The 26,706-nt window shown below is 71.2% G+C and carries 28 protein-coding genes; 17 read left to right on the top strand and 11 right to left on the bottom strand.

Annotated elements, in window-relative coordinates:
- The first annotated feature begins 55 nt into the window (after positions 1-55).
- Positions 56-457 carry a VOC family protein gene (locus tag HUG12_RS02160; protein ID WP_179267196.1) on the top strand — a complete coding sequence of 134 codons (402 nt, stop codon included), beginning with the start codon at positions 56-58 and terminating at the stop codon, positions 455-457.
- Between the two features lie 85 nt (positions 458-542).
- Here the strand turns inward: HUG12_RS02160 and HUG12_RS02155 are convergent, their stop codons facing one another.
- Both HUG12_RS02155 and HUG12_RS02150 read right to left on the bottom strand, forming a co-directional pair.
- Positions 543-1,259, bottom strand: coding sequence for a DUF5828 family protein (locus tag HUG12_RS02155; protein ID WP_179267195.1), 717 nt, complete (start codon positions 1,257-1,259; stop codon positions 543-545).
- A 93-nt stretch (positions 1,260-1,352) separates the two neighbouring features.
- Complete coding sequence (locus tag HUG12_RS02150; protein WP_179267194.1) at positions 1,353-1,547, bottom strand: hypothetical protein; 195 nt, start codon at positions 1,545-1,547, stop codon at positions 1,353-1,355.
- 77 nt (positions 1,548-1,624) lie between these two features.
- Between HUG12_RS02150 and HUG12_RS02145 the strand changes: the two genes are divergently transcribed.
- Positions 1,625-1,930 (top strand): MazG nucleotide pyrophosphohydrolase domain-containing protein, encoded by a 306-nt coding sequence (locus HUG12_RS02145; protein ID WP_179267193.1) that lies wholly within the window; start codon positions 1,625-1,627, stop codon positions 1,928-1,930.
- 209 nt (positions 1,931-2,139) lie between these two features.
- On the opposite strand, the gene hemL is transcribed toward HUG12_RS02145, so the two are convergent.
- The 3 genes from hemL to HUG12_RS02130 all read right to left on the bottom strand — a co-directional run bounded on the left by hemL (position 2,140) and on the right by HUG12_RS02130 (position 6,313).
- Positions 2,140-3,480, bottom strand: a complete 1,341-nt coding sequence (gene hemL, locus HUG12_RS02140; RefSeq protein ID WP_179267192.1) for a glutamate-1-semialdehyde 2,1-aminomutase — start codon at positions 3,478-3,480, stop codon at positions 2,140-2,142.
- A gap of 501 nt (positions 3,481-3,981) precedes the next feature.
- Positions 3,982-5,682: an ammonium transporter gene (locus HUG12_RS02135; RefSeq protein ID WP_246308124.1), complete on the bottom strand. Its 1,701-nt coding sequence runs from the start codon at positions 5,680-5,682 to the stop codon at positions 3,982-3,984.
- A 448-nt stretch (positions 5,683-6,130) separates the two neighbouring features.
- Positions 6,131-6,313: a hypothetical protein gene (locus HUG12_RS02130; RefSeq protein ID WP_179267191.1), complete on the bottom strand. Its 183-nt coding sequence runs from the start codon at positions 6,311-6,313 to the stop codon at positions 6,131-6,133.
- Positions 6,314-6,452: 139 nt separating this feature from the next.
- On the opposite strand from HUG12_RS02130, the gene HUG12_RS02125 reads away from it, so the two are divergent.
- Together HUG12_RS02125 and HUG12_RS02120 are read left to right on the top strand one after the other, a co-directional pair.
- The gene (locus HUG12_RS02125) at positions 6,453-6,848 is read left to right on the top strand and encodes an SRPBCC family protein (RefSeq protein WP_179267190.1); all 396 of its coding nucleotides are present in this window, start codon (positions 6,453-6,455) and stop codon (positions 6,846-6,848) included.
- 67 nt (positions 6,849-6,915) lie between these two features.
- Complete coding sequence (locus HUG12_RS02120) at positions 6,916-7,218, top strand: hypothetical protein (protein ID WP_246308123.1); 303 nt, start codon at positions 6,916-6,918, stop codon at positions 7,216-7,218.
- A gap of 265 nt (positions 7,219-7,483) precedes the next feature.
- Here HUG12_RS02120 and HUG12_RS02115 read toward each other — a convergent pair whose 3' ends face one another.
- A complete protein-coding gene (locus HUG12_RS02115; RefSeq protein WP_179267189.1) occupies positions 7,484-8,785 on the bottom strand; it encodes a CobW family GTP-binding protein in 1,302 nt (433 codons plus the stop codon).
- Positions 8,786-8,963: 178 nt separating this feature from the next.
- Between HUG12_RS02115 and HUG12_RS02110 the strand changes: the two genes are divergently transcribed.
- From HUG12_RS02110 to HUG12_RS02095, 4 genes are all read left to right on the top strand, one after another.
- A complete protein-coding gene (locus HUG12_RS02110) occupies positions 8,964-9,839 on the top strand; it encodes a hypothetical protein (RefSeq protein WP_179267188.1) in 876 nt (291 codons plus the stop codon).
- A 140-nt stretch (positions 9,840-9,979) separates the two neighbouring features.
- Positions 9,980-10,276: a hypothetical protein gene (locus tag HUG12_RS02105; RefSeq protein WP_179267187.1), complete on the top strand. Its 297-nt coding sequence runs from the start codon at positions 9,980-9,982 to the stop codon at positions 10,274-10,276.
- Positions 10,276-11,244: an ArsA family ATPase gene (locus HUG12_RS02100; protein WP_179267186.1), complete on the top strand. Its 969-nt coding sequence runs from the start codon at positions 10,276-10,278 to the stop codon at positions 11,242-11,244. Before HUG12_RS02105 ends, HUG12_RS02100 begins: the two co-directional genes overlap by 1 nt.
- Positions 11,245-11,488: 244 nt before the next feature.
- Complete coding sequence (locus HUG12_RS02095) at positions 11,489-13,333, top strand: carbon starvation CstA family protein (protein ID WP_179267185.1); 1,845 nt, start codon at positions 11,489-11,491, stop codon at positions 13,331-13,333.
- Between the two features lie 124 nt (positions 13,334-13,457).
- Here the strand turns inward: HUG12_RS02095 and HUG12_RS02090 are convergent, their stop codons facing one another.
- The gene (locus HUG12_RS02090; RefSeq protein ID WP_179267184.1) at positions 13,458-14,177 is read right to left on the bottom strand and encodes a hypothetical protein; all 720 of its coding nucleotides are present in this window, start codon (positions 14,175-14,177) and stop codon (positions 13,458-13,460) included.
- On the bottom strand, positions 14,174-14,545 hold the full coding sequence (locus HUG12_RS02085) for a cupin domain-containing protein (protein WP_179267183.1): 372 nt from the start codon (positions 14,543-14,545) through the stop codon (positions 14,174-14,176). The genes HUG12_RS02090 and HUG12_RS02085 overlap by 4 nt, the downstream gene beginning before the upstream one ends.
- A gap of 73 nt (positions 14,546-14,618) precedes the next feature.
- On the opposite strand from HUG12_RS02085, the gene HUG12_RS02080 reads away from it, so the two are divergent.
- Positions 14,619-14,822: a hypothetical protein gene (locus HUG12_RS02080; protein WP_179267182.1), complete on the top strand. Its 204-nt coding sequence runs from the start codon at positions 14,619-14,621 to the stop codon at positions 14,820-14,822.
- A gap of 22 nt (positions 14,823-14,844) precedes the next feature.
- On the opposite strand, the gene HUG12_RS02075 is transcribed toward HUG12_RS02080, so the two are convergent.
- Genes HUG12_RS02075 through hemC form a run of 3 tightly spaced genes read right to left on the bottom strand, consistent with a single transcriptional unit; the run spans position 14,845 to position 17,491 of the window.
- Entirely contained in the window at positions 14,845-15,567 is a 723-nt protein-coding gene (locus HUG12_RS02075) for a uroporphyrinogen-III synthase (RefSeq protein ID WP_179267181.1), read from the bottom strand.
- Positions 15,564-16,367: a uroporphyrinogen-III C-methyltransferase gene (cobA, locus tag HUG12_RS02070; protein ID WP_179267180.1), complete on the bottom strand. Its 804-nt coding sequence runs from the start codon at positions 16,365-16,367 to the stop codon at positions 15,564-15,566. Before cobA ends, HUG12_RS02075 begins: the two co-directional genes overlap by 4 nt.
- Entirely contained in the window at positions 16,364-17,491 is a 1,128-nt protein-coding gene (gene hemC, locus HUG12_RS02065; protein ID WP_179267179.1) for a hydroxymethylbilane synthase, read from the bottom strand. The genes cobA and hemC overlap by 4 nt, the downstream gene beginning before the upstream one ends.
- Before the next feature lie 587 nt (positions 17,492-18,078).
- On the opposite strand from hemC, the gene HUG12_RS02060 reads away from it, so the two are divergent.
- The 8 genes from HUG12_RS02060 (at position 18,079) to HUG12_RS02025 (ending at position 26,706) form a co-directional block, all read left to right on the top strand.
- Entirely contained in the window at positions 18,079-18,486 is a 408-nt protein-coding gene (locus HUG12_RS02060) for a DUF7344 domain-containing protein (protein WP_179267178.1), read from the top strand.
- 884 nt (positions 18,487-19,370) lie between these two features.
- A complete protein-coding gene (locus HUG12_RS02055; RefSeq protein ID WP_179267177.1) occupies positions 19,371-20,627 on the top strand; it encodes an argininosuccinate synthase in 1,257 nt (418 codons plus the stop codon).
- Between the two features lie 4 nt (positions 20,628-20,631).
- Entirely contained in the window at positions 20,632-22,140 is a 1,509-nt protein-coding gene (gene argH, locus HUG12_RS02050) for an argininosuccinate lyase (protein ID WP_179267176.1), read from the top strand.
- A 350-nt stretch (positions 22,141-22,490) separates the two neighbouring features.
- Positions 22,491-22,661 (top strand): lysine biosynthesis protein LysW, encoded by a 171-nt coding sequence (gene lysW, locus HUG12_RS02045; protein ID WP_179267175.1) that lies wholly within the window; start codon positions 22,491-22,493, stop codon positions 22,659-22,661.
- Between the two features lies 1 nt (position 22,662).
- Complete coding sequence (lysX, locus tag HUG12_RS02040) at positions 22,663-23,553, top strand: lysine biosynthesis protein LysX (RefSeq protein ID WP_179267174.1); 891 nt, start codon at positions 22,663-22,665, stop codon at positions 23,551-23,553.
- Complete coding sequence (gene argC, locus HUG12_RS02035) at positions 23,550-24,620, top strand: N-acetyl-gamma-glutamyl-phosphate reductase (RefSeq protein WP_179267173.1); 1,071 nt, start codon at positions 23,550-23,552, stop codon at positions 24,618-24,620. The genes lysX and argC overlap by 4 nt, the downstream gene beginning before the upstream one ends.
- Positions 24,617-25,543: an acetylglutamate/acetylaminoadipate kinase gene (locus tag HUG12_RS02030; RefSeq protein ID WP_179267172.1), complete on the top strand. Its 927-nt coding sequence runs from the start codon at positions 24,617-24,619 to the stop codon at positions 25,541-25,543. The genes argC and HUG12_RS02030 overlap by 4 nt, the downstream gene beginning before the upstream one ends.
- Complete coding sequence (locus HUG12_RS02025) at positions 25,540-26,706, top strand: aspartate aminotransferase family protein (RefSeq protein ID WP_179267171.1); 1,167 nt, start codon at positions 25,540-25,542, stop codon at positions 26,704-26,706. Before HUG12_RS02030 ends, HUG12_RS02025 begins: the two co-directional genes overlap by 4 nt.

The following is a 26,706-nucleotide window of genomic DNA, read 5'->3' as shown; positions in this document are numbered from 1 at the left end:
TACGACTGCGGGGCCAGCCGCCATGTTTCTTGCCCCGCGACCCGAACCGCCCCGCATGGACGCACGAGCCATCGACCACGCGACGCTCCACGTCCCGAGCGACGGGCTCGCGGACGCCGCGGCGTTCTACCGCGACGCGCTCGGCTTCGACCTGGAGGGGGTCGACCGGTTCGAGGCGGGCGAGACGCCGTTCTTCGACGTGCGGCTGGCGCCTGAGCACCTCCTCCACCTCTGGCCGACCGAGGAGTTCACGGAACCGGACGGGACGAACTACGACCACCTGGCGCTCGTCGTCGAGCAGTCGGTCGAGGAACTCGAGGCCGAACTGGCCGACGCCGGGGTCGAGGTCGAACGGCGGCTGGAGAACCCGACCGGTGCGACGGGACGCGCACCTGCGGTGTACGTGCGGGACCCGTTCGGGTACCGCCTGGAGCTGAAACAGCCCGTGGGGGAGTGAGGAGACGGTCGGCCGACGGAGCTGCCTCAGTTCGTGGTCGACTTCTTCGGAACCGACTGCCAAGGACGCTCGCCCGTCGGCTCGCTCAGTTGGTAGTCGACTTGGACCGCCCCTCGCTGGCGTCTTCGATGGTCTCGGCGGGCGGCTCGACGCCCTCCGCGGCCTCGGCGGACTCCATCTCCTTCTCGGTGTCCACGTGCCATCGGTCGACCTCGTCCTCGTACTCGCCGAGGCGCTCGGACACCTCCGCCTTCAGCTCGTCGTCGTTGACGTTCACCTCGAAGACGAACGCTGGGCCCTCCTCCTCGCCGCGGGTGGTCTTCTGGATGTTCGCGGAGACGAGTTCGTTGTCGAAGTAGTACGGCGCGATCTGGGTCATCACCTTCCGGTAGACGGTGTCCTCGACCTTCCGGACGGCCTTCCGGCCCGCCGAGTCGGCCGCGCGGGCGACGTGGTCGATGGAGTCCTTCCAGGAGTCGAGCGCGCCCTCGCTGTCGCCGTTGTCGACCTTCTCGTAGGACTCCGAGAGTTTCTCGCCGGCGGTCTGGAGGTCGTCCTCCGGGGTCTTGCCGGCCTTCTCGCCCTCGCCCTCGCCCACGCTGGCCTGTTCCGCGGTCTTCTCGTTCACGTCCTCGCCGAGGCGCTCGTGGACCTTCGGGCGCCACTCGTTCCACTCCTCGAACGCCTCCGACGTCGCCTCGCGGACGCCGGCCTCCTGGAGGGCCCGGGTGATCCGCTCGCCGTGTTCGACGACGTCCCCCCAGTCCCCGCGGACCTTGAACCCGGAGATGCTCTCCTCCATGGTTGATTGGCCGCCGTACGCCCCCGAGAGGGATAAGCGTCCCTCCGCCGTCACGCAGCCGTCGGACGGCTGTCATTCCCGGCCGCGACCGTCCTACCGGTTCCGGCGGCCCGCGAGCAGCGAGGCGAACCCGCCGAGCCGCGACGCGAGCCCCCGCGTCTCCTCGGCGTAGGGGTCCCGCGTCGCGCGCTCGGCGTCGTCCCGCCCCTCCTCGGTCTCGTCGGTGACCGTCGTCGCCGGGTAGACGGTGGACTCCATCCCGCGCGTTCCCATGGTACTCGTTCCCATATGGGTCGATGTCGGTCATAAACCTTCGGCCGTCGCGGAACCGTCACGTTTGGGTGGGGTCGCCCCGCACCCCGACCATGGACGAACAGGACCGCGTGGCGGCGTTCCTCGACCGGCACGACCTCGAGAGCGACCCGGAGTTCCGGGTGCTCGACCTGGTCTCGGAGGTGGGCGAGATCGCGAAGGGGGCGAACGTCTCGACCGGGTACGGCGACGACCGGGAGGCCCTCGACGTCGCCCGCGACGAACTCGGCGACGCGCTGTTCTCGCTGCTCTCCGTCTGCGAGGCCCTCGACGTCGACGCCGGCGAGGCCCTGGCGGAGGCGCTCGACAAGTACGAGACCCGGATGGCGGAGTCGGGCGACCCCGGTTCCGGGGAGTAACTCGCGGCGGGCCACCGCGGACCGATCGCCGACGCCCCGCGGCAGCGCCGGCGGGTGTCCGCCCGCGACGACGCCGCGGACCTGCTCCACGACGCTCTGCCGGCCATCCGGAGGGTGGGATGGAAGGGGCCAGCTTCCGGAGTTGACGCTGGAGTAGCGCCGACCGCAACCTCGGAAGCACCGGTTGGACGCTCGTCCGAGACGTGGACTCAGAGCGCTTCCTTGTACGCTTCCAGCGTCCGCTCGACGTCCTCCTCGGTGTGGGCGTACGAGACGAACTGCGACTCGAACTGGTTGGCCGTGAGCCAGACTCCCCGCTCCTTCATCTCCTGCCAGAACACCCGTTCCCAGCGGTCGGTCGCCGCGGCGTTCACGTCGGCGCCGTTCTTCGGGCAGACGTCGTACCTGGGGCACGACTCGCGCTGGGTACAGCCGGCCTCGCAGTGGCCCTCGAACGTCTCGGGCGCCTCGCGGGTGAAGACCGTCTTGAACATCGAGTCGGTGCCGACGACGGTGTACTCGGGCGCCTGCTCCTCGCAGACGTCCTGGATGCCCGACCTGAGGCGCTCGCCGAGGGCGTTCACGTGGCCGTACACGTCGTGTTCGGCGGCGTACTTCAGCGTCTCGTAGCCCGCGGCCATGGTGACGGGGTGGCCCGAGAAGGTGCCCGACTGGAACACGCCGCCGGCGGGGGTGAACCCCTCGAGGAGCTCCGCGCGGCCGCCGACGGCGCCGACGGGGAACCCGCCGCCGATTATCTTCCCGAACGTCGTGACGTCCGGGGTGACGCCCAACTCGCCCTGGGCGCACTGGAGGCCGCCGACGCGGAAGCCGGTGATGACCTCGTCGAAGACGAGCAGCGAGCCGTGCTCGTCGCACAGCTGGCGGAGCGTCTCGTGGAAGCCGTCGACCGGGTGGACGATGCCCGTGTTGCCGAGGATCGGTTCGGTCAGGACGGCCGCGATCTCCCCGCCGTGCTCGGCGAACACCTCCCTGACGGCCGTCTCGTCGTTGAACGGGACCGCGACGGTGTGCTCGGCGAACGACTCGGGGATGCCGGGCGTGGAGGGGTGGGTGCTGTAGTCGCCCTCTGCCTCCACGAGCGTCGACTCCTGGGCGCCGTGGTAGCCGCCCTGCATCACGACGATCTTGTCGCGGCCCGTGTAGCCCCGCGCCAGACGGACGGCCGAGACGGTCGCCTCGGTGCCGCTGTTGACGAACCGAAGCATCTCGACCGAGGGGACGTGCCGGGCGACGAACTCCGCGAGGTCGACCTCGACCTCGGTCGGCGCGCCGTACATCGGCCCCTGGCTGGCGTGGCCCTGGACGGCCGCGGTGACCGGTTCGGGGAGGTCGTGGCCGAACAGCAGCGGCCCGTATCCCATCACGTAGTCGACGTAGCGGTTGCCGTCGGCGTCGACGACGTGGGCGCCGTCGCCGCGCTCGACGAAGAACGGGTACGGCATGCTCGCCCGGACCGACGAGTTGACCCCGCCGGAGAGGACGGACAGCGCCCTGTCGTACAGGTCGCGGGAACGGTCGTGGTTCATACGAGGCCTTGACGCGGCCCGCGGAAAGTAGTTACCGGGTCGGGCGCCACCAGGCCCGAGCTGCGGGGGTTCATCGTGCCGGCGACGAACCTGCGGGTTGCTTCGAGGGGAGACCGTCGTTGTTCGAAGTCGAAACTCACCCGAAACTCGCCGCCAAGTATTAAGATATCGTGCCATGGAAGGTCCGGCGGCGGAAGCCGCCGGAGTGGCGGTCGATTCGGACGCGCCGCCGTCCGTCGGACGGCTGCGGCGGTCGGTCGCGACGAGTCGGCGTGACACGGATGGCAGGGTGCGGCGCCGGTTGGTGGGCGCGGGTCGCGGTGACGCCCGCGCCCGATGAGCCCAGTACCCTCGCCGCGCCCGACCGCGTCCGCGCCGCCCGCCGGAGGGGGCGTCCGGTCGTATCGCGGTACGTTCCGTCGGTCGGAGGTCCGTGATCGGTTCGGTCCGTTTACAGTGTTCGGTTCGATGGCGGTGCGACGGCTCCCGGGAGTCGACGCCTCACACGGCGACGGTCCCCCGTTCGCCCGTGCGGATCTGGTATGCGTCCTCGACGGGGAGGACGAACACCTTCCCGTCGCCGGGTTCGCCGGTCCGGGCCGCGTCGCGGATGGCCACCGCGACGTCCTCGGCCGGGATGTCCGCGACGACGCACTCGATCTTCACCTTCTGGTGGAGGTCGACCGTGTACTCCTCGCCGCGCCACTGTCCCTTCTTCGCGGGCTGTGAGCCGCGGCCGGAGACGTTGGTGACCGTCAGCGACGGGGCGCCGATCTCCGCGAGGCCGGTCTTCACGTCCGAGAGCTTGTCCGGACGGACGAACGCCGTCACCATCTTGATGCCGCCGTCGTTCGGCGCGCCGCCGTCGGCGCGCACGATGCCGTTCTCCTCCGTGAAGCCGCCGTCGGTGACCGTGTCGGGGCTGCCGAACTCGGGGTAGGTGTTGACGCCGTGTTCGGAGATGTCGAGCCCGTCGATCTCGTGTTCGCGGGAGACGCGGATCTCGCCCATCGCCCTGATGACCCCGAAGACGACCGCCGTCGCGACGACCGTCCACGCCAGGATGACGACGACCGAGATCAGTTGGACGACGAACGTGTCGACGAGGTAGCCGATGCCCGCGCCGCCCCAGAATTCGGTGGCGACGAACGGGAACGCCAGCGCGCCGAGCACGCCGGCCGAGCCGTGGACCGGGAAGACGGCACAGACGTCGTCGATCTTCAGCCGCTTCTCGACGAACTCGAAGACGATCGGGAGCTGGATGCCGGCCAGCAGGCCCACCGCGACGGCGCCGGGCCAGACGATGGCGTCGGTGATCGCCGTCACGCTGACGAGGCCGGCCAGCAGGCCGTTCGCGACGTACAGCGTGTCGACCTTCCCGGTCTTGTACAGCGTCGCCGCCGCGGCGCCGATGGCGCCGGCGGCCATGCCGAGCGTCGTCGTCGCCGCGACGCGGCCGACCGTGGCGAACGCGCCGAGTTCGAGCGAGCCGTCGGAGACGGTGAACACCGTCGCGGCCGTGCCGACGTTGAAGCCGTACCAGCCGAACGCCAGGATGAGCGTCCCGAGCGCGGCGAACGTCAGCGAGTGGCCGGGGATGACGTTGACCGAGCCGTCCTCGTTGTAGCGGTCCATGCGCGGGCCGACCACGTAGGCCGCGGTCAGGCCGGCGACCCCGCCCATCGCGTGGACGATGACGCCGCCCGCGAAGTCGTGAAAGCCCATCGCGCCCAGGAAGCCGCCGGCCCACGTCAGGCCGGTGACGACCGGGTAGATGACCGCCGCGAGCAGCACCGTGTAGGCGACGTACGCGCGGAGCTTCATCCGCCCGGCGACGGCGCCGGAGACGATGGTCGCCGCGGTCATGGCGAACACCGCGCCGAAGAGCCAGCCGACCCAGGCGTTGGCCCCCTCCGGCGCGAGCGTGGCGAACGCGTCGGCGACGCTGACGGCGTCGGGACCGGTCAGCCCGCCGACGAGGGCGTTCACGCCCGCGCCGACGAGGAAGAAGAGCGTCACGCCGACGCTCCAGGTCAGCAGGTTCTTCGTGAGCTGGTTCGCGACGTTCTTCGAGCGCACCTGCCCGGCCTCCAGCATCGCGAAGCCGGCGTGCATGAAGAAGATCAGGAAGGTGACCACGAGCACCCAGAGGAAGTTGACCCCCTCCGCGATCACCGCCGGGTCGGCCTGGAGGAGCGTCACGCTCCCACCCCGAATAGTTCACGCTCGTTCACCGATTCACCGATTTCCGCGTGATCCGTGTCGGGCATCACGACACAAGGGCTGATTCGGAAGGCAATAAACCCCATCGTTGAAGAAAGAAAAATATCGTAGGAACATTCGGATGCGCGTCCGGTTTAATACGATATAAGGGGTGTATTAGGGCGTACATCGGCCAACGGTTCGGCAAACGTTGCGAACGAACTTGACGCACGTACTGTCGACGCCGTGGTAGTTTCGGGGCGAGCGCGCCGCGCGCGGTTCCGTCGCTGCCCGTCGGTTGGCGCGGCACGGTGCTAACCCGCCACGACCCTCGTCCGGACCGGTCACGGCCTCGAGTCCGGGACGATGCGTCGGTAGCCAGGCCGGTCACGCCCTCCGGTCCGACCGTCGAGGGAGCGCTCCGAGCGGCCGACCCGTCTCCGCACGATCAGCCTCTGAGCACGAGGAAGTAGGTGATCCCGGCGACGACGGCCGTCCCGACCCCGAAGTTCCACGTCGTGAACTCCGCGAGGCCGACGAAGCTCAGCGCCGTGAGGGCGACGTACACGAAGGCAGCCGACAGCAACAGGTCGAGGACGAGGAGGACGCGGATGTCGCCGTCGGAGGCCATCGTCGGAGGCGCGTCCGCCGACGACTTAGACCCACCGGGTCGCCCGGGGCCGGCGTCCCCGGTCGCGGGCGAGGGCGACGCCGGTTCCGCTCGCCCCGGCTCCCCGCCACCTTTTCACCGCCGGTTCCGTAGGTCGTCCATGCGCGAGGTCGAGGCCAGCAGGTACGTGGCCGCAAAGCCGCCGGAGGTGCGGGCGGCGCTCGATCCGGCGGCCGTCGTCGAGGCCGAGGGGAGCTTCGACGTGCGGGACGTGAGCGAGACGCCGAAAGGGACCGTCGTGACCGCCGGCCGCTTCGGCGTGACGCTCCGGTTCAGGTTCGAGGAGCGGGAGGACGGCCTCGCCTACGAGCAGATCGAGGGGCCGCTCTCGACGCTGGAGACGACAGTCACCGCCCGCCCGAAGAACGAGGGAACCGAACTCCGCGGGCGCTCCACGGTGGCGGTCCGCGGACCCGACGTGCTCGACAGGCTGGCCGCCTGGAAGCGACGCGGCGAACTGGAGCGCGGGCTGCTGGTCCTCTCGAAGCGCGGCTGACGGCCGCGGCGTCGGCGGTCCGGGGTCCACGACGGCCGTGCGTGCCCGGCGGGCGACCGCTCGTGGATTGAAGGGCCTCGGGGGCGACCCTGAGATCACGGGCATCGTTAGCACGATCGTCGAGGCGTTCGCGGCCTCGACGCAGTCGCCGAACCGGGGCGCGGGCGGCGAGGAGACGTCCGCGGGCGCGTACTGGTGTACCGACTGCAGCCGACGGATCCGCGACGTGGACTACGAGGCGTCGGAGACGCCTCGAGACGGGGGCGGTGGAGCCGCCGGCGTCGAGGGCGAGGAGCCGCCGCCCTGTCCCGACTGCGGCGAGGAGATGACGTTCGAGCGCTCGGCCGCCACGACCGGCTGCGCCTGCTGAGGAACCCGAACCTCCTTTGCGGGGGCACGTCCTCGCGCGTCGGCTCCGCCGACGCGCTACGGCCGGACCCCGCAAAACCCGTTCAGGCTGTGGGATTCCGGAGGAATCCCACTGCTGACGGGAGATCTTCGATTTCCCGTAATGCTGCCGGAAACCGGCGGTTTCTGGCCGCAAGACGAGCTCCGCTCGTCAGTGCCAAAACGCCGCTCGCTCGGGGTTTCCCCGTCCGCGAGCGGGTCGTCGACGTGGATGAGCGCCGCTCCTGTTACAGCGCCACCGGGTCGTCCTCGAGACCGGGGAACGGGTTCTCGAAGCCGTCCGGGTCGAGTTCGAACTCGTCGTCGGTGAGCAGACAGTCCTCCAGCGCGGCCCGGACCGCGTCATCGTCCATCCCGCGGCCGATGACGACGAGTTCGGTCCGGCGGTCGCCGTGCTCATCGTCCCACTCCACGTCGGGGTTCATCCGCCGCTGCATCTCCCGGCGCGACTCGGACATCGCCGCCATCCACTGCCGGTCCGGTTCGACCCGGACGGAGGGGCCGGCCTGGCTGAGGAACAGCGCCGCCTCGTCCCGGCCCGCGACCCAGACGGTCCCCTTCGATCGGACGACCGAGTCGGGGAGGTCGCGCACGAACGCGGCGAACCGCTCCGGGTGGAACGGCCGTCGCGCGCGGAAGACGAACGAGTCCACCCCGTAGACGGCCTGTGGGCCGTGGTCCCCGTGGTCGTGGCCGTGAGCGCCCTCGCCACCGTGCTCGTGGTTCCCCTCGTTGCCGTGGCCCCCCTCGCCACCGTGTCCCCCCTCGTCGACGTGCCGGTTTCCGTCGCGGTGTTCCTCCGCGTGCCGGGCCGCTCGCTGCCACGCCGCCGTCTCGCTCACGGTGTCAACGTCGAACAGGCCGGTGCCGAGCAGGTCGCCTGGGTCGACCTCGCCGTGGGTGGTCCGGACGACGCGCGCCTCCGGGTTGAGCGAGTCGAGCAGCGCCTCGGTGCCGGCGAGGTCGTCCTCGCTCACGAGGTCGCACTTGTTGAGCAGGAGCACGTCCGCACACTCCACCTGGCCGACGAGCAGTTCCGAGAGCGGGCGCGTCTCCCCGCCCTCGCGCTCGACCTGCCCCGGCCGCGTGCGCCGGAGGTCCTCCGTCTCGACCTCCTCCCCCTCGGTCAGGGTGTCGCGGAACGTCTGGGCGTTGACGACCGTAGCGAGCGTGTCGAGGTCGTAGGGGGCCGAGGCGGCGCCCGTGGTGAACAGTCGTGCGACCGGGGCGGGCTCGGAGATGCCCGAGGACTCGACGACGAGGTAGTCGAACTCCCGCTCGCGGGCGAGGCGGCTCACCGCCACCTCGAGGTCGTCCCGCAGGTCACAGCAGATACAGCCGTTCGACAGTTCGGCGACGCCGTCGGCCCGGTTCTCGACTCGCGCGGCGTCGACGTTCACCTCGCCCATGTCGTTGACGAGGACGGCGATCCGTCGCCCGCCGGGGTACGAGAGCAGGTGGTTCAGCGTCGTCGTCTTCCCGGCCCCCAGGGCGCCGCTGAGGATCGTCACCGGCGTGCCGCCATTCATACGCCCCCGCTAAGCGCCTCGCGAACTTAGGAGTCGTGCTATCCGGCGAGCGACTGCGCCCTCCCGGCCGTCCGGTGCCGGGAGGGGAGGAGAGGGGCCGACGCGCGACCCGGGGGGAGGACCGTCCCTGAATAAGATGCACGTAACAATGCCCGAAACGGGCGAACCCGTTCCCCACATGAGAGCGCCAGCGAACGAGTTCCGGGAGTACCTCGCGCCGGGCGAGTCGGTCGTCGACGCCGGGACGGGAACGCTCGTGGACGACGCCCGCCGGCGGGAGGGAGCGATCGGCGTGACCGACCGGCGTGTGCTGTTCGTCGCCGAGGACGGGGGGTACGTGGACGTCGCCCAGTCGTGCATCTCCTCGATCCGGAGCCACCCCCGGACGACGGTCTCCTCCGAGGAGGCCAGGTACAGGCTGGCCGCGGCCGCGGGGGCGCTCCTCGCCGTGGCGGCGGTCGTCGGGGCGGCCGTGCTGACCGCGAGCGCGCTCGGCACCGCCCTCTTTCTCGTCGGCGTCGGCGGGTTCGTCCTCGCGGAACACGTCCGGCGGAGCGGCCCCGACGTCGTGTGGACCGCGCTGGAGCGGGTCGGCGAACGCCTCCCCGAGCGTCCCGGGGTCGTCGATCCCGTCGGCCCCGACCTCGACGGCTTCGACCGCCTCGGCGTCGACCCCGGCGGCCTCGAGCGCCTCCGCGGTCGCGTGCGGGAGGCGGGCGAGCTCGACGAGCGCGAACTCCTCACGTTCGCGTTCGGGGGCGTCGGGCTGGCGGCGTTGATCGGCCCGGTCGCGCTCGCCGCGAGCCTGGCCGTCCTCCCGCTCGCGCTCGCCGCGCTCGGGGGGCTGGGCGTGGCCGACTACGCCTACCGGCGCGAACGGGTCCTCGCGCGCGCCGCCGGCTCCCGGCGGCGCGAACAGGAGGTGAGCATCCACCTCGCCGACGGGCGGATCGTTCGGCTCCGGGTCGACGCCGCGGGCCGGATCGACCGCGCGCTCAGCAGGCGGGTCGGCGAGGGGCGGGCGAGCGCCGACGCGACGTCGCCGCAACTGTAGCCGCCCTCCGGGAGGGCGGCTCCCCGACACGGCACGAGGGCCGCCGCCGCGGCACCGCCGATCCGTCGTCGACGCGGCACCCGCGCCGTCGCCCGAACGCGACCCGACACCCTTATCCTCACACCGTGACAGGAGACCACATGGACCTGTCCCACCGTATCGCCGCGTTCCGCGAGACGGTCGAGGAGTGGCTGCGCGGGCTCTACCACGGGATGGTCTCCCACCGTGCGTACGAGTACATCGAGCAGGAGGCCGAGGACCAGGAGGACGCGTTCCTGCTCGCGTGTTTCCCGGACGCGTTCGGCATCCCGAGCCCCGTCTCGTACTACACCGCCGAACTGCTCCCGTACCTCGGGCCCGAGTTCGAACAGTGGGAGCGCCGGATGTGGGACCGCGGCTCCGTGCTGGAGCGGAAGGGCCACCAGTTCCACTACTGATGCGCCGGTTCGTCTTCTTCGGCGGCAAGGGCGGCGTCGGCAAGACGACCGTCTCCTCCGCGTACGCACACAGGTGCGCTCGCGGGGGGCTGGACACGCTCCTCGTCTCCACGGACCCTGCCCACAGCACGGCCGACGTGTTCGACCAGGCGTTCGACGACGACCCCACGCCCGTCGACGGCTACGACTCGCTCGAGGTGATGGAGATCGACCCCGAGGAGGCCGTGGACGACCACCTCATGGGCATCAAGCGCCAACTCGGCGACCAGGTGAGCCCCGCCATCGTCAACGAGATCGACCGCCAGATCGAGCTCGCCCACCGGACGCCGGGCGCCCACGAGGCCGCGCTGTTCGACCGCTTCATCGACGTGATGCGCGAGGCCGAGCACGACCGCGTCGTCTTCGACACCTCGCCGACGGGCGGGACGCTCAGGCTGCTCTCGCTCCCGGAGTACCTCGGCGGCTGGATCGACCGCCTGCTGGAGAAGCGCGAGGCGAGCGTGGACCTGTACGAGAAGGCCGCCATCGGCGGACGCGAGCCGCGCCGGACCGCCATCGGCGACCCGATCATCGCCCGGCTGCGCGAGCGGAAGGGGAACTTCGAGTTCGCCGGCCGGACGCTCCGGGAGGAGGCAGCCTTCTTCCTCGTCGTCAACCCCGACGAGCTGTCGATCCGGGAGACGCGCCGCGCCGTCGAGAGCCTCTCCTCGGAGGGGCTCGCCGTCACCGGGCTGGTGGCGAACCGCCTGACGCCGGAGCCGGAGGACCACGAGGACGGCAGGGGCGCCCGGTTCCTCCGCGACCGGGTGGCGACCGAGCGGGAGCGGCTCGACGAGATACGGGAGACGTTCGATCAGCCGCTCGTCGCCGCCATCGGGACCCGGACCGAGGAGGTGAAAGGCGACCTGCTCGGCTCGGTCGCCGAGGAACTCGACATCGAGGTCTCGGCGGAGACGCCGGGAAGGTGACCCCACGGGCGGCGGTCCTCCCCCGGCCGTGCCGCTCGACGGCCCCGCGCCGTTCGAAGTGCCGACCCGTCTTGGCCGGAACGAGCGACCGGTCGCTCGGCGGACCTGACGGATCGAAACCACGTCGATCGAGCGACCCGGCGGGCGCGTACCGGCACGTCGACCCATGATCCGGGCCGGGACGGCCGAAATAAGTGTGAACGTTTATGTATTCCATCCCCAATCGTGAGGACGGGTATCACACATGGTTCAGGTAATGTGGTTGGTAATCGGGGCGTTCGTGACGTTCTCCGCCGGGTACCTCGGGTACTCGCGGTACCTGTCACGGTTCGTCGAACTCGACGACGACCGCGAGACGCCGGCGCACAAGTACGAGGACGGACAGGAGTACGTCCCGTCCTCGAAGCCGGTGCTGCTGGGGCATCACTATTCGAGCATCGCCGGCGGGGCGCCCATCGCGGGACCCATCACGGCGACCGCGGCGTTCGGCTGGCTCCCGGCGATCCTCTGGGTCGCCATCGGGAACCCCCTGTTCGGGAGCGTCCACGACTTCATGTCGCTCTCCTCGAGCGTCCGCCACGAGGGGAAGTCGATCGGCTACATCATCGGCGAGTACGTGGGCGAGCGCGGCAAGAACATGCTGCTGTGGTTCGCGTACCTGACGATCATCCTGGTCGTCGCGGCGTTCGCGTACCTCATCGGCGCCGTGCTGAACGCGTTCCCGCAGGCGGCGACCGCCTCGGTCATCTACATCGCGCTCGCGATGCTGTTCGGGGTGTACCTCTACCAGTTCGACCTGCCGTTCCTGCCGGGCGCCGTCGCGTTCGTCGCGATGGTGTTCGGCGGCGTCTGGGTCGGCCTGCAGTACCCCCTCGCGCTGTTCGCGACCGACGCGCTGCCGGCCGGCACCATCGTCCTGTTCGGCGACGGAGGCGGCTGGCTTCCGCTGGCGCAGGCCCTCGGTCCGAACTTCGCCGGCTGGGTCCTGATGACCATCCTGTACGCGTTCGTCGCGAGCGTGCTCCCGGTGTGGGTGCTGCTCCAGCCGCGTGACTTCCTCACGTCCAGCCTGCTGTACACCGGCGTGGGCGGGATGCTGCTCGCCGTCATCGTCGGCACCGTCATCGGGTTCTCGCCCGTCACGGTCGACGTCGCCTCGGCCGGCATCGAGGGCGTCGAGGTCGCCACGCTGGTGACCCAGGTGGAGCCGTTCACCGGGTTCGTTCACGAGGACCTCGGGCCGCTGTTCCCGTTCCTGTTCGTCACCATCGCGTGCGGGACGATCAGCGGCTTCCACTCGCTGGTGTCCTCGGGGACGACCGCCAAGCAGCTCGACAAGGAGAGCGACGCCCGGCTCATCGGCTACGGCGGCATGATCGGCGAGGGGCTGCTGGCGGTCACGGCCATCGTGGCGGTGTCCATCATCGCGGGCAGCAACGCCTCGCTCACCTCCGCGCTGGTCACGTTCCCCGCCGGCGGCGGGGCGCTGTTGACCGTGTTCGGGCTGAGCGTCACCGCGGCGGCGACGTTCATCGGCCTCGTGTTCGTGAGCTTCCTGCTCACGAGCACCGACACGGGGATGCGGCTCGGCCGGTACATGATCGAGGAGATCGTCGGGACGCCCGAGACCTCGACCCAGGAGACCGTCGTCAACCGCTACGTCAACGCGGGCATCCTGGCGCTGGCCGGCTACCTGCTGGTCGCCTCCGGCACCTGGGAGAACATCTGGCCGCTGTTCGGCGGCGCGAACCAGTCGCTGGCCGCGCTGGCGCTGCTGGTCGCGACCGTCTGGCTCGCCAACTGGAAGGACACGAAACAGCTGGTCAGCACCGGCGTCCCGCTGGTGTTCATGATCGGCGTCACGGTCGTCGCGCTGCTGTGGATCGGCATCTACCGCAACCCGTCGACCATCCTCGCCGGCGAGGCCGGCGGCACCATCGCCACCGTCTCGCTGGCGTTCCAGAGCGTCATCGCGCTCGTGCTGGTGGGGCTCATCCTGGCGCTGTTGCGCCTCGGCTACTCCAACATCAGGGAGGCCCGCGGCGGGCTCGACACCGAGGCGATGCGCGGCGAACCGTCCGACGACTGACCGGCCCCCGACCCGATTCCCTCCACGTTTTTCCACGTCGACGGCGACGGCCGTACGGGACCGCCCGATTCCGACGGGAGCCGCGACGCCGGCGAAGAACCGCGACGGCGGCGGAAACGGCCGCTCAGCGCCGGAGCGGCCCCAGCAACCGACCGAGGACGCCGGGCGACTCCCGCTCCGGCTCCGCCCAGAACGCGAACGCCTTCGCCACGTCGGCGCCGGGACTGGCGGCGGCGTCCTCGACGTCGGGCGCGACGACCGCGAGGTGGATCTCGTAGTGGCCGTAGTAGCCGAACTTCAGCAGCGTCCGGTCCTTGAACCCCTCCACGAACTCGCGCACCTCGTCGGTCACCCGCGGGGCGACGACGACGAACGTGAACTCGGTCCCCTGGTGGGTCTCGTCGGCCTCGACCCACTCGTCGGCCAGGTCGTGACCGAGGTCGACGAGGCGTTCGAGGTCCGCCGGCGTGACGCGCTCCGCGCGGCGCGCGAACAGGTGCTCGCGGACGCGGCTGTTGGCGAACGAGATGGAGGGGTGGAGGAACTGCTTCCGGCCGTCGATGCGGAGCAGGCCGTACAGGTCGAACCGCTCGCGCGTGAGGCCGCCGGCCGACCCGGCCGGGTCGGCGGTTCCGTCCTCGCTCGACCCGCCGGCCGCGCTCTCGGCCGACCCGCTGGCCCCGACCTCGACCGCACGGTCCCTCTCCAGGTCGTAGTTGAACTTCAGCGCGTCGCCGACGCGGTCGAGGTACTCGTCGTCCCACTCGGGGGCCGGGTCGGCGTCCGGTCCCGCGCCGTCCGCGTCCGCGACGTCGCCCGCGGACGGCGGGTCGTCCCAGGTCATGCGTCCTCGTAGGGGTGTGCGTCGCCGTTCACGGCCGGGGCGCCGACGACGAGCGCTGTCGTCTCGACGCCGTCCTCCGGGACGTGAGCGAACTGGGGGGCCTCCGGTTCGACGACGAACGCTTCGCCGGATTCGACGACGTACTCCCGCTCGGGCGTCTCGACGTGGAGCGCCCCCTCGAGGACGTAGAACGCCTCCTCCTGCTCGTCGTGGTAGTGGTACGCGAGCGGGACCGCCTCGCCCGGTCCGACCTCGTACCGGTGGAGCGCCAGCTTCTCCAGCCCGCAGGCGTCGCTGATGGACCGCTGGACGGAGGGGCGGTCCGGGGTGGGCTCGAGCGTCGCCGGGTCCACGTGGTGGTAGCTCATACCCTCCCCTACGCGCCGCCACTCAAAAGGGCCACGACAAGCGTTAACTATCCGCCGGCCCCACGTTCCGGTCATGGGAGACAAGGAGGTCGAGTCCTGCGGCCGGTGCGCGATGAGCACCGTGACCGAGGTGCTCGAGGACCCCGCCGACCCCTACCAGGGCCCGCGGATCGAGCTCTCGGAGCGGGAGGCGCGCGCCGTCTCGCCCGCCGCGTGGCTCGAGGGCGTGACCGACAGGCTCGACGAGTGGGCGACGAAGCTCACCTACGGCCGCTGAGCCCGACCCCGCCGGGCCGGATTCACAGTTCGGCGACGACGGCCTCGGCGAGCGCCGCGAACTCCGCCTGTGCGGGCACCACGTCGACCTCGACGCCGAGGTCCTCGGCCGTCTCGCGCGTCGGGTGTCCGATGCAGCCGACCGTCGCGTCGTTCAGCCCCGCGAGCGCCGCCTCGCGGACCCCGCGCTCGTCCGCGGCCTCGAGGAAGTGCTCGACCGTCAGCGACGAGGTGAAGCAGGCCGCCGCCAGCTCCCCTTCAGCGGCCAGTTCGACTGATTTGCCGGCGTTCTCGGGGCGGACGAGCCGGTAGAGCACCGTCTCGTGGACCGTCGCGCCCGCGGCCCGGAGCCCGTCCAGCAGGACCGGGCTCCCGTGGTCCGAGCGCGCGACCTCGACCGTGACGCCCGACGCGTCGCCGACGCGGTCCTCGAACTCGTGGACCAGCCCCGTGGAGGAGTACTCCGCCGGGACGAGATCGACCGTCCAGCCCGCCTCGCGGGCCGCCTCGGCCGTCGCGGAGCCGATGACGGCCAGTCGAGCGTCGCCGGGCGACCAGCCCTCCCCCGCCGCGAGCTCGACGCCGGTCTTCGAGGTGAGCACGACCCACTCGGCCGACTCGGGGGTCGCGCCGGTGGGTTCGACCGCCAGCATCGGATCAGCGACCGGTTCGACGCCCAGATCCGAGAGGAGCTCGACCGCCCCGGCCAGCCGCTCGTCGTCGGGCCGGAAGACGGCGACCTTCATTCGGAACCTCCGCCGTCGGCCGTCGCGTCGGCGCCGCCCCGCCCCCGGAGGAACTCGACGACGCGCTCGCGGGTCGCCGCCACCTCGCCGATCACGGTCACCGCGGGCGGCTCGATGCCCGCCTCGTCCCGCACGTCGACGACGTCCGCGAGCGTCCCCGTCGCGACGCGCATCTCCGGCCACGTGCCGCGCTCGACGAGGGCGACGGGCGTCCCCGGGTCCATGCCGGCCTCCCGGAGCGCGCGGGTGTACTCGGGCAGCTTTCCGACGCCCATGAGGACGACGAGCGTCCCGCCGGAAGCGGCGAGCGCGTCCCAGTCCACGGCCGACTCGGGCTTGTCGGGGTCCTCGTGGCCCGTGACGAACGAGACCGAGGAGGCGTGGTCGCGGTGGGTGACGGGGATGCCCGCGACGCCCGGCGCGGCGACGGCGGAGGTGACGCCGGGGACGACCTCGAAGGGGATCCCGTGTTCCGCGAGGCGTTCGGCCTCCTCGCCGCCGCGGCCGAAGACGAACGGGTCCCCGCCCTTCAGCCGCACGACCGTCTTGCCCTCCTCGGCGAGTTCGACCAGCCGGTCGTTCGTGTACTCCTGGCTGGTCCGCTCGCCGCCGGCGCGCTTGCCGACGTCCTCGCGCTTCCCCTCGGGGATGGCTCCGAGGATCTCCGGGCCCGGAAGCTTGTCGTGGAGCACCACGTCGGCCTCGTCGACGAGTCTGCGGGCTTTCACCGTGAGCAGCTCCGGGTCGCCCGGGCCGGAGCCGACGAGGTAGACGAAGCCGGACGCCTCCCGCCCCGTCATCCGTCCTCCCGGGCGGCCTCGCCGTTCGCGTCACCCTCGCGCCTGGCCTCCTCGATGAGTTCCGCGGCGCCCCGCTCGCGGAGTTCGGCGGCGAACTCGGCGGCGGCGTCCGCGTGGTGCCGGACCGGCAGGTCCCGGCTGGCCGCCACTTCCTCGGTGCCGTCGGCCGAGAGGACGCGGGCACGGACCTGGACGTGCTCGCCCTGGAGCAGCGCGCCGACGCCGATGGGGGCGATACAGCCGCCGCCGAGTTCCGCGAGGACCGTTCGTTCCACGGTCGCCGCGATCCGGGTCGGCGGGTGGTCGACGGCCTCGCGGATCGCCTCGACGACGTCTCGCTCGGCGGCGGTGACCGCGATCGCGCCCTGCCCGGGCGCGGGGACGAACTCCGCGCGCTCCAGCCGCTCGACCTCGTACTCGGGGCGGTCCAGCAGGCCCGAGCGCCGCAGCCCCGCCTCCGCGAGCACGATGGCGTCGTACTCGGGGTCCGGCTCGTACTCCATGGCCCGGCGCTGGAACTCCGAGAGGTCGTCGAACCACTCCTCGACGGTCCGGTCGAACTCCCCGGCGTCGTCGCTCGACGTGAGGTCCCCCTTCCGCTCGCGCTCCTCCTCGGTGCGCGCCTCGTGCTCCCGCTGGAGCGCCGGCCCGACGAGCTTCCGCAGGCGGGTGTCGACGTTCCCCCGGAGCGGTTCGACCTCCAGGTCGGGCCGGGCGGCGAGCACCTCCGCCCTCCGGCGGAGCGAGGAGGTGCCGACGACCGAGCCGGACGGGAGGTCCGCCACGGTTCCGCCCTCGAGGGTGACGATTACGTCGCCGGACGGCGCGCGCTCGGGCACGCCGGCCACGACGAGGTCCTCGGGCATCTCGGTCGGCACGTCCTTCAGCGAGTGGACCGCGGCGTCACACTCCCCGGAGAGCACCCGCTCGTCGAGCGCCCGGACGAACGCCCCCGTCTTCCCAAGCCGCGTGATGAGCTCCTCCGAGAGGCGGTCGCCGCGCGTCTCGACCTCCACGAGTTCGACCGAGCGCCGGCGGGTGGAGAGCGCGTCCGCGACGCCCTCGGCCTGCACCCGGGCGAGCGCGGAGCCCCGCGTCGCGAGTCGCAGCGTGCCGTCAGTCATTGTCGGGTGTGCGGCGGCGGCGGGGAAAACACGCTCGCTTCTGCCCCGGGTGGTTTCGTCGGTGGATCGACTACAGTCTCTCGATTCGGAGTCGGCCGGAAGCGGGCGGCCAGTACGGCCGGCGCACGCGACACTGGCCGAGGAGTTCGGTTCGCTACCTACGGAAACCCGGGGTTGCGACAACTGTGAAGGGAGAGCGACGGATCGGTCAGTAGTCCCCTTCGTCGGGAAGACCGCTGCCGCAGCGAGTAACGGCGTCCAGCGTTCGGAGGTCCTCGTCCGTCGTCCATCGCACGTGCTCCGAGGAGACGTGCGAGAGCGAACCACACGCGGTCGCCCGAAGGCTTCCCTCTTCACACGGCTTGTGTAGGGTACGGGTGTGCACGTTCAGTACTCGGTCCATGGTGGACCAGGACATGAGTTAGCCCCTAAAGTGGCTACGCTGCCCCTGCCAGCGGAGACACACGGTGGACTCTCGTTCGTTGCTCGGTGACGGCGGTTCGCTACTCGATTCGGGGCACATCGAGGTGACTTCGCCACTTCAAACGGAGAAGAAATTAAGCACGAATAAATAAAATAAGAACCACATGTCCGGCTCCCTACCCGAGCGAGACCGCCCCGAACGGAATCGGTCTGAAGCTCACCGACGGCTTCCGCAGGTAGTACAGGACGGAGGGGCGGACATCGACAGGTTCTTCGACGCATTGGGGGAGACGCGCCGTCGTCTCGTCCTCCTCTATCTCAACGACCACGGCTGTGCCGACCTCGACCGACTCGTGGCGTTAGTCGCGGAACACGAAGGGGTCGAAACCGACGATAGGGAGGTCGAACGGATCCGCTTGAATTTGCACCATCAGCAGCTTCCGAAGTTGGCGGACCATGGGCTCGTCTCGTACGACCCCCGAACGAACGTGGCATGTCTCGAACCCTTACCGGAGGCCGTCGAGGAGATCCTGGACCTCACTCAGGAGCTCGAACAGTTGGACACTCAGTAGGCCCGGGAGGGGACGGACTCGTCGTTACTCGGACTGGAGCGATACGTTCGCGGACGTACGTAGCGTTCAGTTCCGCCTCCTCGGCCGATTCGCCCGCTCGTGTCTCGAGATCGGACTCCGCTCGGTTCCGATGGGGTGGGGGTGGAGGCAGACCACTACCGCTTGGCAACTGAGGTCCACCAGTCACCTCGGAGCACGCTCCGCGGAACCGCACGAAACCCTCCGATCTTCGGCAGCGGGCGAGAGCTTCGCTCTCGCGGCCTCAGCGAATCTCCGATTCGCGGAGTGACGAGACGGCACCGCCGTCTCGAACCATCACACTCGCCATGCTCGTGTGAGCCTCGCGCGCGAGTGCTCGCGTCGCGCGCGAGTGCTCGCGTCGCGCGCCACCCCTGCTGCCGACGCCACCGTCGGCTGACCGACGAACGAGACCATCGGGGCGGACTACCCACGGCGGGCACAGCGGTAGTCAGGCCCCCGTCGCTCGGCCGACCGTCCGGCGGGTGGGACTGAACGGGGCAGCGGGGGCTTTCGGGTGCGCCCCGTTACCGTCGATCACTCGCGGAACCGGACCGACCCCAATCCTCGGACACTGAACCCACCCAAACGTTGCCGCACCTGCACGATTTAAGCCGATAGAGCACGATGACCCGAACGATGACGGACGCCGCCGTCGCTCGCGCCCGCTCTTCCGTCGAGCGACGCGTCGGCGTCCCGTCGCGACCGCCGCGACGACCGGGCCTCTGAGCCCACACTACCCCCACCTCCCCCGCCGGTTGCTGACGTGCTCCCCGCCGAACAGGCTCCCCGAGTCCGCACTTCACAATTTTATTCCAAATCCAAAAGCGCCGAATTTAATACCCTGAAGCCCACAGCTATCGGTAATGACACGCGTGGCACTCGCGTTCAGCGGCGGACTCGACACGACGGTCTGCGTGCCGCTGCTGGAGGAGGAGTACGGACACGACGAGGTTATCGGCGTCACGGTCGACGTCGGCCAGCCCGAAGAGGAGTTCGCGGAGGCCGAGGAGACGGCCGAGGCCCTCGACCTCGAACACTACGTCGTCGACGCCAAGGCGGAGTTCGCGGAGCTGTGTCTCGACTCCGTGCGCGCGAACGCGACCTACCAGGGCTACCCGCTCGGCACCGCGCTCGCGCGCCCGGTCATCGCCGAGAAGATCCTCGAGGTGGCCGTGGAGCACGACTGCGCCGCCGTCGCGCACGGCTGCACCGGCAAGGGCAACGACCAGCTCCGGTTCGAGGCCGTCTGGCGCGCCTCCGACCTGGAGGTCATCGCGCCCGTCCGTGAACTCGGGCTCACCCGCGAGTGGGAGATCGAGTACGCCGACGAGAAGGACCTGCCCGTCGAGGGCGGCAACGAGGGCGCGTGGTCGATCGACACGAACCTCTGGTCCCGCTCGGTCGAGGGCGACGACCTGGAGGACCCCACCTACGTCCCGCCCGAGGACATCTACGAGTGGACCGACGCCCCGGGCGAGGCGGGCGGCGAGGAACTCGTCGAGATCGAGTTCGAGGACGGCTACGCCGTCGCGCTGAACGGCGAGGAACTCGACCCCGTCGAACTCGTCGAGGAGCTCAACGAACTCGCGGGCGCCCACGGCGTCGGGCGCACGGACATGATGGAGGACCGCATGCTCGGGCTGAAGGTGCGCGAGAACTACGAGCACCCGGCCGCGACCGTGCTGCTCACGGCCCACGAGGGGCTCGAACAGCTCGTCCTCACCAAGTCCGAGCGCGACTTCAAGACGACCGTCGACGAGGAGTGGGCCCAGCAGGGCTACAAGGGGCTCGTCGACACGCCGCTGATGGCGTCGCTGGAGGGCTACCTCGACGCGAGCCAGTCGAAGGTCACCGGCACGGTGACCGTGAAGCTCCAGGGCGGGCAGGCTCGCCCGGTCGCCCGCGACTCCGAGTACGGCGTCTACTCCGAGTCGGCCGCCTCGTTCAACACGGAGACGGTCGACGGCATCGAGCAGGCCGACGCGACCGGCGTCGCGAAGTACCACGGCTTCCAGGAGCGCCTGGCGAACGAGGTGCTCGAGAACGCGAAGGAGAGCGCGACCGAGGAAGCAGTCGAGGAGAAGGCGACGCTGACCACCGACGGCGGCAGCGAGGAGTAGTTCCATGGACACCGGCGAGGGAGAGGCGCCGGAGGCGCCTCACGAAGGCGGCGAGGGCGCCGGAGTCATCCGGCGCGAGCGCTTCGCGGGCGGCCCGGCCCGCTCGTTCCTGTCGAGCCTCGCGGCCGACGAGCGCATCCTCGCCGCCGACCTCGCCGTCGACCGCGCGCACGTCGTCATGCTCGCCGAACGGGGCATCGTCGGCGACGACGAGGCGGCCGACGTCCTCGCCGCCCTGGACGACGTCGAGGCCGAGGGGCACGACGCGCTCCCCGACGGTGAGGACGTGCACGAGGCCGTCGAGTCCGCCGTCGTCGACCGCGTCGGCCCGGACGGCGGGAAGATGCACACCGCCCGCTCGCGCAACGACGAGGTGGCCGCCTGCATCCGCCACCGCCTGCGGGGGGACCTGCTCTCGGCCGTCGAGGCGACGCTCGCGCTCCGCGAGGCGCTGCTCGACGCGGCCGCCGAGGAGGCCGAGACGGTCATGCCCGGGTTCACCCACCGGCAGTTCGCCCAGCCGACGACGGCGGGCCACTTCCTCGCCTCCTACGCCGGCGCGCTGGAGCGCGACACCGCGCGCCTGCTCGACGCGTACGACCGGACGAACCGGTCGCCGCTGGGCGGCGCCGCGTTCGCGGGCACGCCGTTCGACGTCGACCGCGAGCGGACCGCGGACCTGCTGGGGTTCGACGGCGTCGTGGAGAACTCGACCGACGCGTCGTCGGCCCGCGACTTCCTCGCGGAGTCGTGTGCGGCGCTGGCGACGCTCGCGACGACGCTCTCGGGGCTCGCGACCGACGGCATCGAGCACGCGAAGGACGGCTACCTCGTCCTCTCGGACGACTACTCCTCGACCTCGTCGATCATGCCCCAGAAGAAGAACCCCGACACGCTCGAACTCGTCCGCGCGGCCGCGGGCGACGCGGTCGGAGCGTTGACGGGGCTGTTGACGACGCTGAAGGGGCTCCCCCGCGCGTACAACCGGGACCTCCAGCGCGCGACGCCCCACGCCTGGACGGCCGTCGACTCCGTGACCGAGGCGACCGAGGTCGCCGCCGGCGCGGTCGCCACCGCCGAGTGGGACGCGGAGGCGTGCGCCGCCGACGCGGGCGCCGGGTTCTCGACGGCGACGGGCGTCGCCGACGCGCTGGCGACGACGGGCGTGCCGTTCCGGACGGCCCACGAACTGGTGGCGACGGCCGCGGCCGAAACGGAGGATTCCGCCAGCCCCGACGCTCTCGCCGCAAATCTTGACGCGGCCGCCGAGGAGGTACTGGGGGAGTCCCTGTGGACGCACGTGAGCCGTGAGGACGTCGACGCCGCGCTCGACCCGGCCGGGAGCGTCGCCGCCCGCGATTCGCGCGGCGGCCCCGCGCCCGACGCGCTGGCAGCGTCCCTCGCGCGCATGGAGGATTCGTACGACGACCACGCGGTCGCGCTGGCCGAGCGCCGCGACGCGCTCGACGCCGCGGCCGACGATCTGCAACGGGCGGTGAGCGAGCGTGTCTGAGTCGCTCCCCGCCGTCCGACGGGTTCGACGACGCCGGGAGCGACGGCGAGCGGTGCGACGACCGCTCCGCGTCGCGCCGCGACCGCCGCGAGGGCCCGGCGTCGTGCCGCGACGACCGGGGCGACCGACGCCGGCCGTCGCGCCGATCCCGGTGCCTGCCCCGTCCCCGGTCCCGGCGGGCGAGGTCCCGCCGCCGGCCCTCCTCGGGGCCACATCACACATTTCCGACATCGAAACGGAACACGACGGTTTCAGCCCCTCTCGACTCCGATAGCGACGACCCCGTCTTTTAATTTAAATTACAAAACCGACGGATTAAAGGTGGTGAGGCGGCTACGGTCGGGTACACCATGACGGAAGCAGAATGCGTCGAGTGCGGGTCCGCGGTGACCCTGCACGACGACCTGGAGATCGGGGAGATCGTCGACTGTGGAACCTGCGGCGCGGAACTGGAGGTCGTGGACGTCTCCCCGCCGGTCCTCGAGCGAGCCCCGGAGCTCGAAGAGGACTGGGGGGAGTGAGATGAGGGTCGGGCTCCTCTACTCCAGGATCCGCAGGGACGAGAAGCTCCTCCTCTCGGAGCTCCGCGACCGCGGCCACGAGGTCGAGAAGCTGGACGTGCGCAAGCTCCGGTTCGGCCTCGACGGCCTCGACGCGAACGGGGCCGACGTTGCCGACTGCGACGTCGTCCTCGACCGCTGTCTCGCCACCTCGCGCTCGCTGTACGCGACGAAGTACCTGCAGCACTACGGCGTCCCCGTCGTCAACGCGCCGGAGACGGCCGAGACGTGCGCGAACAAGGTGAAGAACAGCCTCGCGCTCGAGGCCGCCGGGGTTCCCACGCCAGCGACGGAGGTGGCGTTCACGACCGACGCCGCCCTCGAGGCCATCGAGGCGTTCGGCTACCCCTGCGTGCTCAAGCCGGTGATCGGCTCGTGGGGCCGCCTGATGGCGAAGATCGACACCCGCTCGGCCGCCGAGGCCATCCTCGAGCACAAGGAGACGCTCGGCCACTACGAGCACAAGGTGTTCTACGTCCAGGAGTTCGTCGAGAAGCCCGGCCGCGACGTGCGCGTGGTGGCCTGCGACGGCGAGCCCGTCGCGGCGATGACGCGCACCTCCGACCACTGGCTCACGAACGCCGCGAAGGGCGGCGAGACGGCCGAGTTCGAACTGGACGACGAGGCGAGGGAACTCGTCCGGAGGGCGAGCGACGCGGTCGGCGGCGGCCTGCTCGGCGTCGACCTCATGGAGGTCGGCGGCGCCGGCAGCGGCGAGTACACCGTCCACGAGGTGAACCACACGGTCGAGTTCAAGGCGCTGAACGGCTGCGTCGACGTCGACGTGCCCGCGGCGGTCGTCGACTGGCTCGAACTGAAGGCGGACGTGGCTGCGGAGGCGGCCGCGGTATGACGACGAGCGCCGAGGACGAGGGGACGGGCGAAGGGTTCACCGCCGCGGTCGTCGGCGGCTCCGGCTTCACCGGCGGCGAGCTGCTTCGCCTGCTCGTCGGCCACCCCGCGTTCGAGGTCGTGCAGGCCACCTCCCGCGAGTACGAGAACAAGACGGTCGGCTACGTCCACCCGAACCTGCGGGGGCTCAACCTCCGCTTCTCCTCGCCGGAGGAGCTGGAGTCCGTGGACGTGCTGTTCGCGGCGACGCCCCACGGCGTCTCCATGCAGCATATCGACTCGTTCCGCGACGCTGCGGGGCTCGTCGTCGACCTCTCGGCGGACTTCCGCCTGCCCGAGGCCGACGCCTACGACGAGTGGTACGACGGCCACACGGCGACCGAACACCTCGCCGACGCGGAGTACGCGCTCCCCGAACTGAACCGCGGGAACCTCCCCGGCGCGGAGCTGATCGCCGCGGGCGGCTGCAACGCGACGGCGACCCTGCTGGCGATGAAGCCGCTCGTGGACGCCGGCGTCGTGACCGGCGACGACCGCGTGGTCGTGGACGTGAAAGTCGGCTCCTCCGAGGGCGGCGCGAGCGGCGGCAAGGCCTCCTCGCACCCCGAACGCTCCGGCGTCGTCCGGCCGTACGCGCCGACCGGCCACCGCCACGAGGCGGAACTGGAGGCGTACCTCGACCTCCCGACGGCGTTCACCGTGCACGCGGTGGAGATGGTCCGCGGCGCGTCGGCGACGTGTCACGCCTTCCCCGACGGTCCCGTCACGAAGGGCGACCTCTGGGGCGCCTACCGCGAGGCGTACGAGGACGAGCCGTTCGTGGACCTGGTCGCCGGCGGCGGCGGGACGTACCGCTACCCCGAGCCGAAGGCGGTCGCGGGGACGAACCGCGCGGAGGTCGGCTTCGCGCTGGACCCCGGTAACGAGCGCGTCGTGGCGTTCGGCGCCATCGACAACATGATGAAGGGCTCGGCCGGCCAGGCGGTCCACGCAGCCAACGTCGCACTCGGCCTGGAGGAGACGGCCGGGCTGGACCAACTGGGGCTCCACCCCGTGGGTTCGCCATGACCGGGACTCCCGACCTCTACACGGACGGAGGAACGGAACCGCCGGTCGTCGTGAAGCTCGGCGGCGCCCGCGCGGTCGACCCCGCGGGCGCGGTCGGCGACGTGGCCCACCTCGTCGCCAACGGCCGGGAGGTCGTCGTCGTCCACGGCGGCTCGACCGAGGTGGACGACCAGCTCGAGGCGCTCGGGCGCGAGCCCGAGTACGTCGAGACGCCCGGCGGCGTCACCGGTCGGTTCACCGACGAGGACGCCATGGAGGTGTTCGAGATGGCGCTGCCCGGCAAGCTCAACACCGAACTCGTCGTCGGCCTCCGGAACGCCGGCGTCGACGCGCTCGGCCTCTCGGGCGTCGACGGCGGCCTCCTGGCCGGCCCCCGCAAGTCGGCGGTCCGCGTTCTGGAGGACGGCAAGAGGAAGATCAAACGCGGCGACCACTCGGGCCGCATCGACGCCGTCGACGACGGGCTCCTTTCGGGGCTGCTCGCCGACGGCTACACGCCGGTGCTCTCGCCGCCGATGCTCGGCGAGGAGAGCGACGGCGACGTCACGGCGGTCAACACCGACGCCGACCGCGCGGCCGCGGCCGTCGCGGGCGCGCTCGGCGGCGAACTGGTCGTCCTGACGGACGTTGCCGGCGTGTACGAGGACCCCGACGACGCCGACACGCTCATCGGCGCCGTGGACGGCCCCGCGGACTTCGAGGACCTCGAGGCCGCGGCGGAGGGGTTCATGACGCGCAAGGTGATGGCCGCGAAGGAGGCGCTCGAGGGCGGTGCCGCGGCGGTGTACGTCTCGGACGCGAACGTCCGCGACCCCATCGTCGCCGCGCTCGACGGCGCCGGCACGCGGATCGACCGCGCCGCCGTGGTCGGATCCGGCAGCGACGCCGAGGGCGGCGAGGACGCCGAGGGGGTGGAGCAGTGAGTTCCCTCGACGTCGCCGAGGACGAACTCGGCGAGGGGTTCGTCTTCTCGGAGAAGCCGCTCGGCATCGAGTCGGGCGAGGGCGTCCACCTCACGGGCGCGAACGGCACGGAGTACCTCGACTTCGGCGCCTCCTACGCCTGCACGCCGCTCGGGCACTGCCCGCCCGCGGTCGTGGATGCGATCCGGGAGCAGGCGGCCGAGTTGCTGTACGTCCAGGGTTCGTACCCCGTCGAGGCCCGCACCGAGTTGTACGGGAAACTGGGCGCGCTCGCGCCCGGCGACCTCCGGAAGGTGTGGCTCTGCAACTCCGGGACGGAGGCGAACGAGGCGGCGATGAAGTTCGCGCGCTCGGCGACCGGCCGGGAGAAGATCGTCGCCGCGAAGCGGGGCTTCCACGGCCGGACGATGGGCGCGCTGGCGATGACCTGGAAGAGGAAGTACCGCGCCGCGTTCGAGCCGCTGGCCGGCGGCGTGGAGTTCGTCGACTACGGCGACGCGGACGAACTCGCCGACGCCGTCGACGACGAGACGGCGGCCGTCTTCCTCGAACCCGTGCAGGGCGAGGGCGGGGTGAACCCCGCGACGGCCGACTACCTGCACGCGGCCCGCGAACTGACCGAGGACGCCGGCGCGGCGCTGGTGTTCGACGAGATCCAGACGGGCCTCGGGCGGACGGGCGCGCTGTGGGCCTGCGAGCACGCCGGGGTGGTCCCCGACGCGCTCACGACCGCGAAGGGGATGGCGTCGGGCCTGCCGACGGGCGCCACGCTGTGTGCCGACTGGCTGGCGGACGAGGCGGGCGACCACGGCTCGACGTTCTCCGGCGGGCCGCTCGTCGCCGCCGCCGCGAACGCGACGCTCGACGGAATCGTCGAGGAGGACCTGCCCGGCCACGCCGAGGCGGTCGGCGACTACCTCCACGAGGAACTGTCGGCCGCCGTCGAGGAGCACGACCTCGGCGTCCGCGAGGTGCGCGGGCAGGGGCTCATGGTCGGCATCGAGGTGAAGCGCGGGTCGAACCGCCTGCTGCGCGACCTCGCGCTGAACCACGAGGTGCTCGCGCTCCCGGCCGGCCGGTCGGTGCTGCGCCTCCTCCCGCCGCTGGTGGTCGAGGAGGCGCACGTCGACGCGGTCGTGGACGCGCTGACGGAGGTGCTGTAG

Source organism: Halorarum salinum (genome assembly GCF_013402875.1).
In the GTDB taxonomy this organism is placed as follows: domain Archaea; phylum Halobacteriota; class Halobacteria; order Halobacteriales; family Haloferacaceae; genus Halorarum; species Halorarum salinum.
This window is presented reverse-complemented; position numbering and strand designations above follow the sequence as displayed.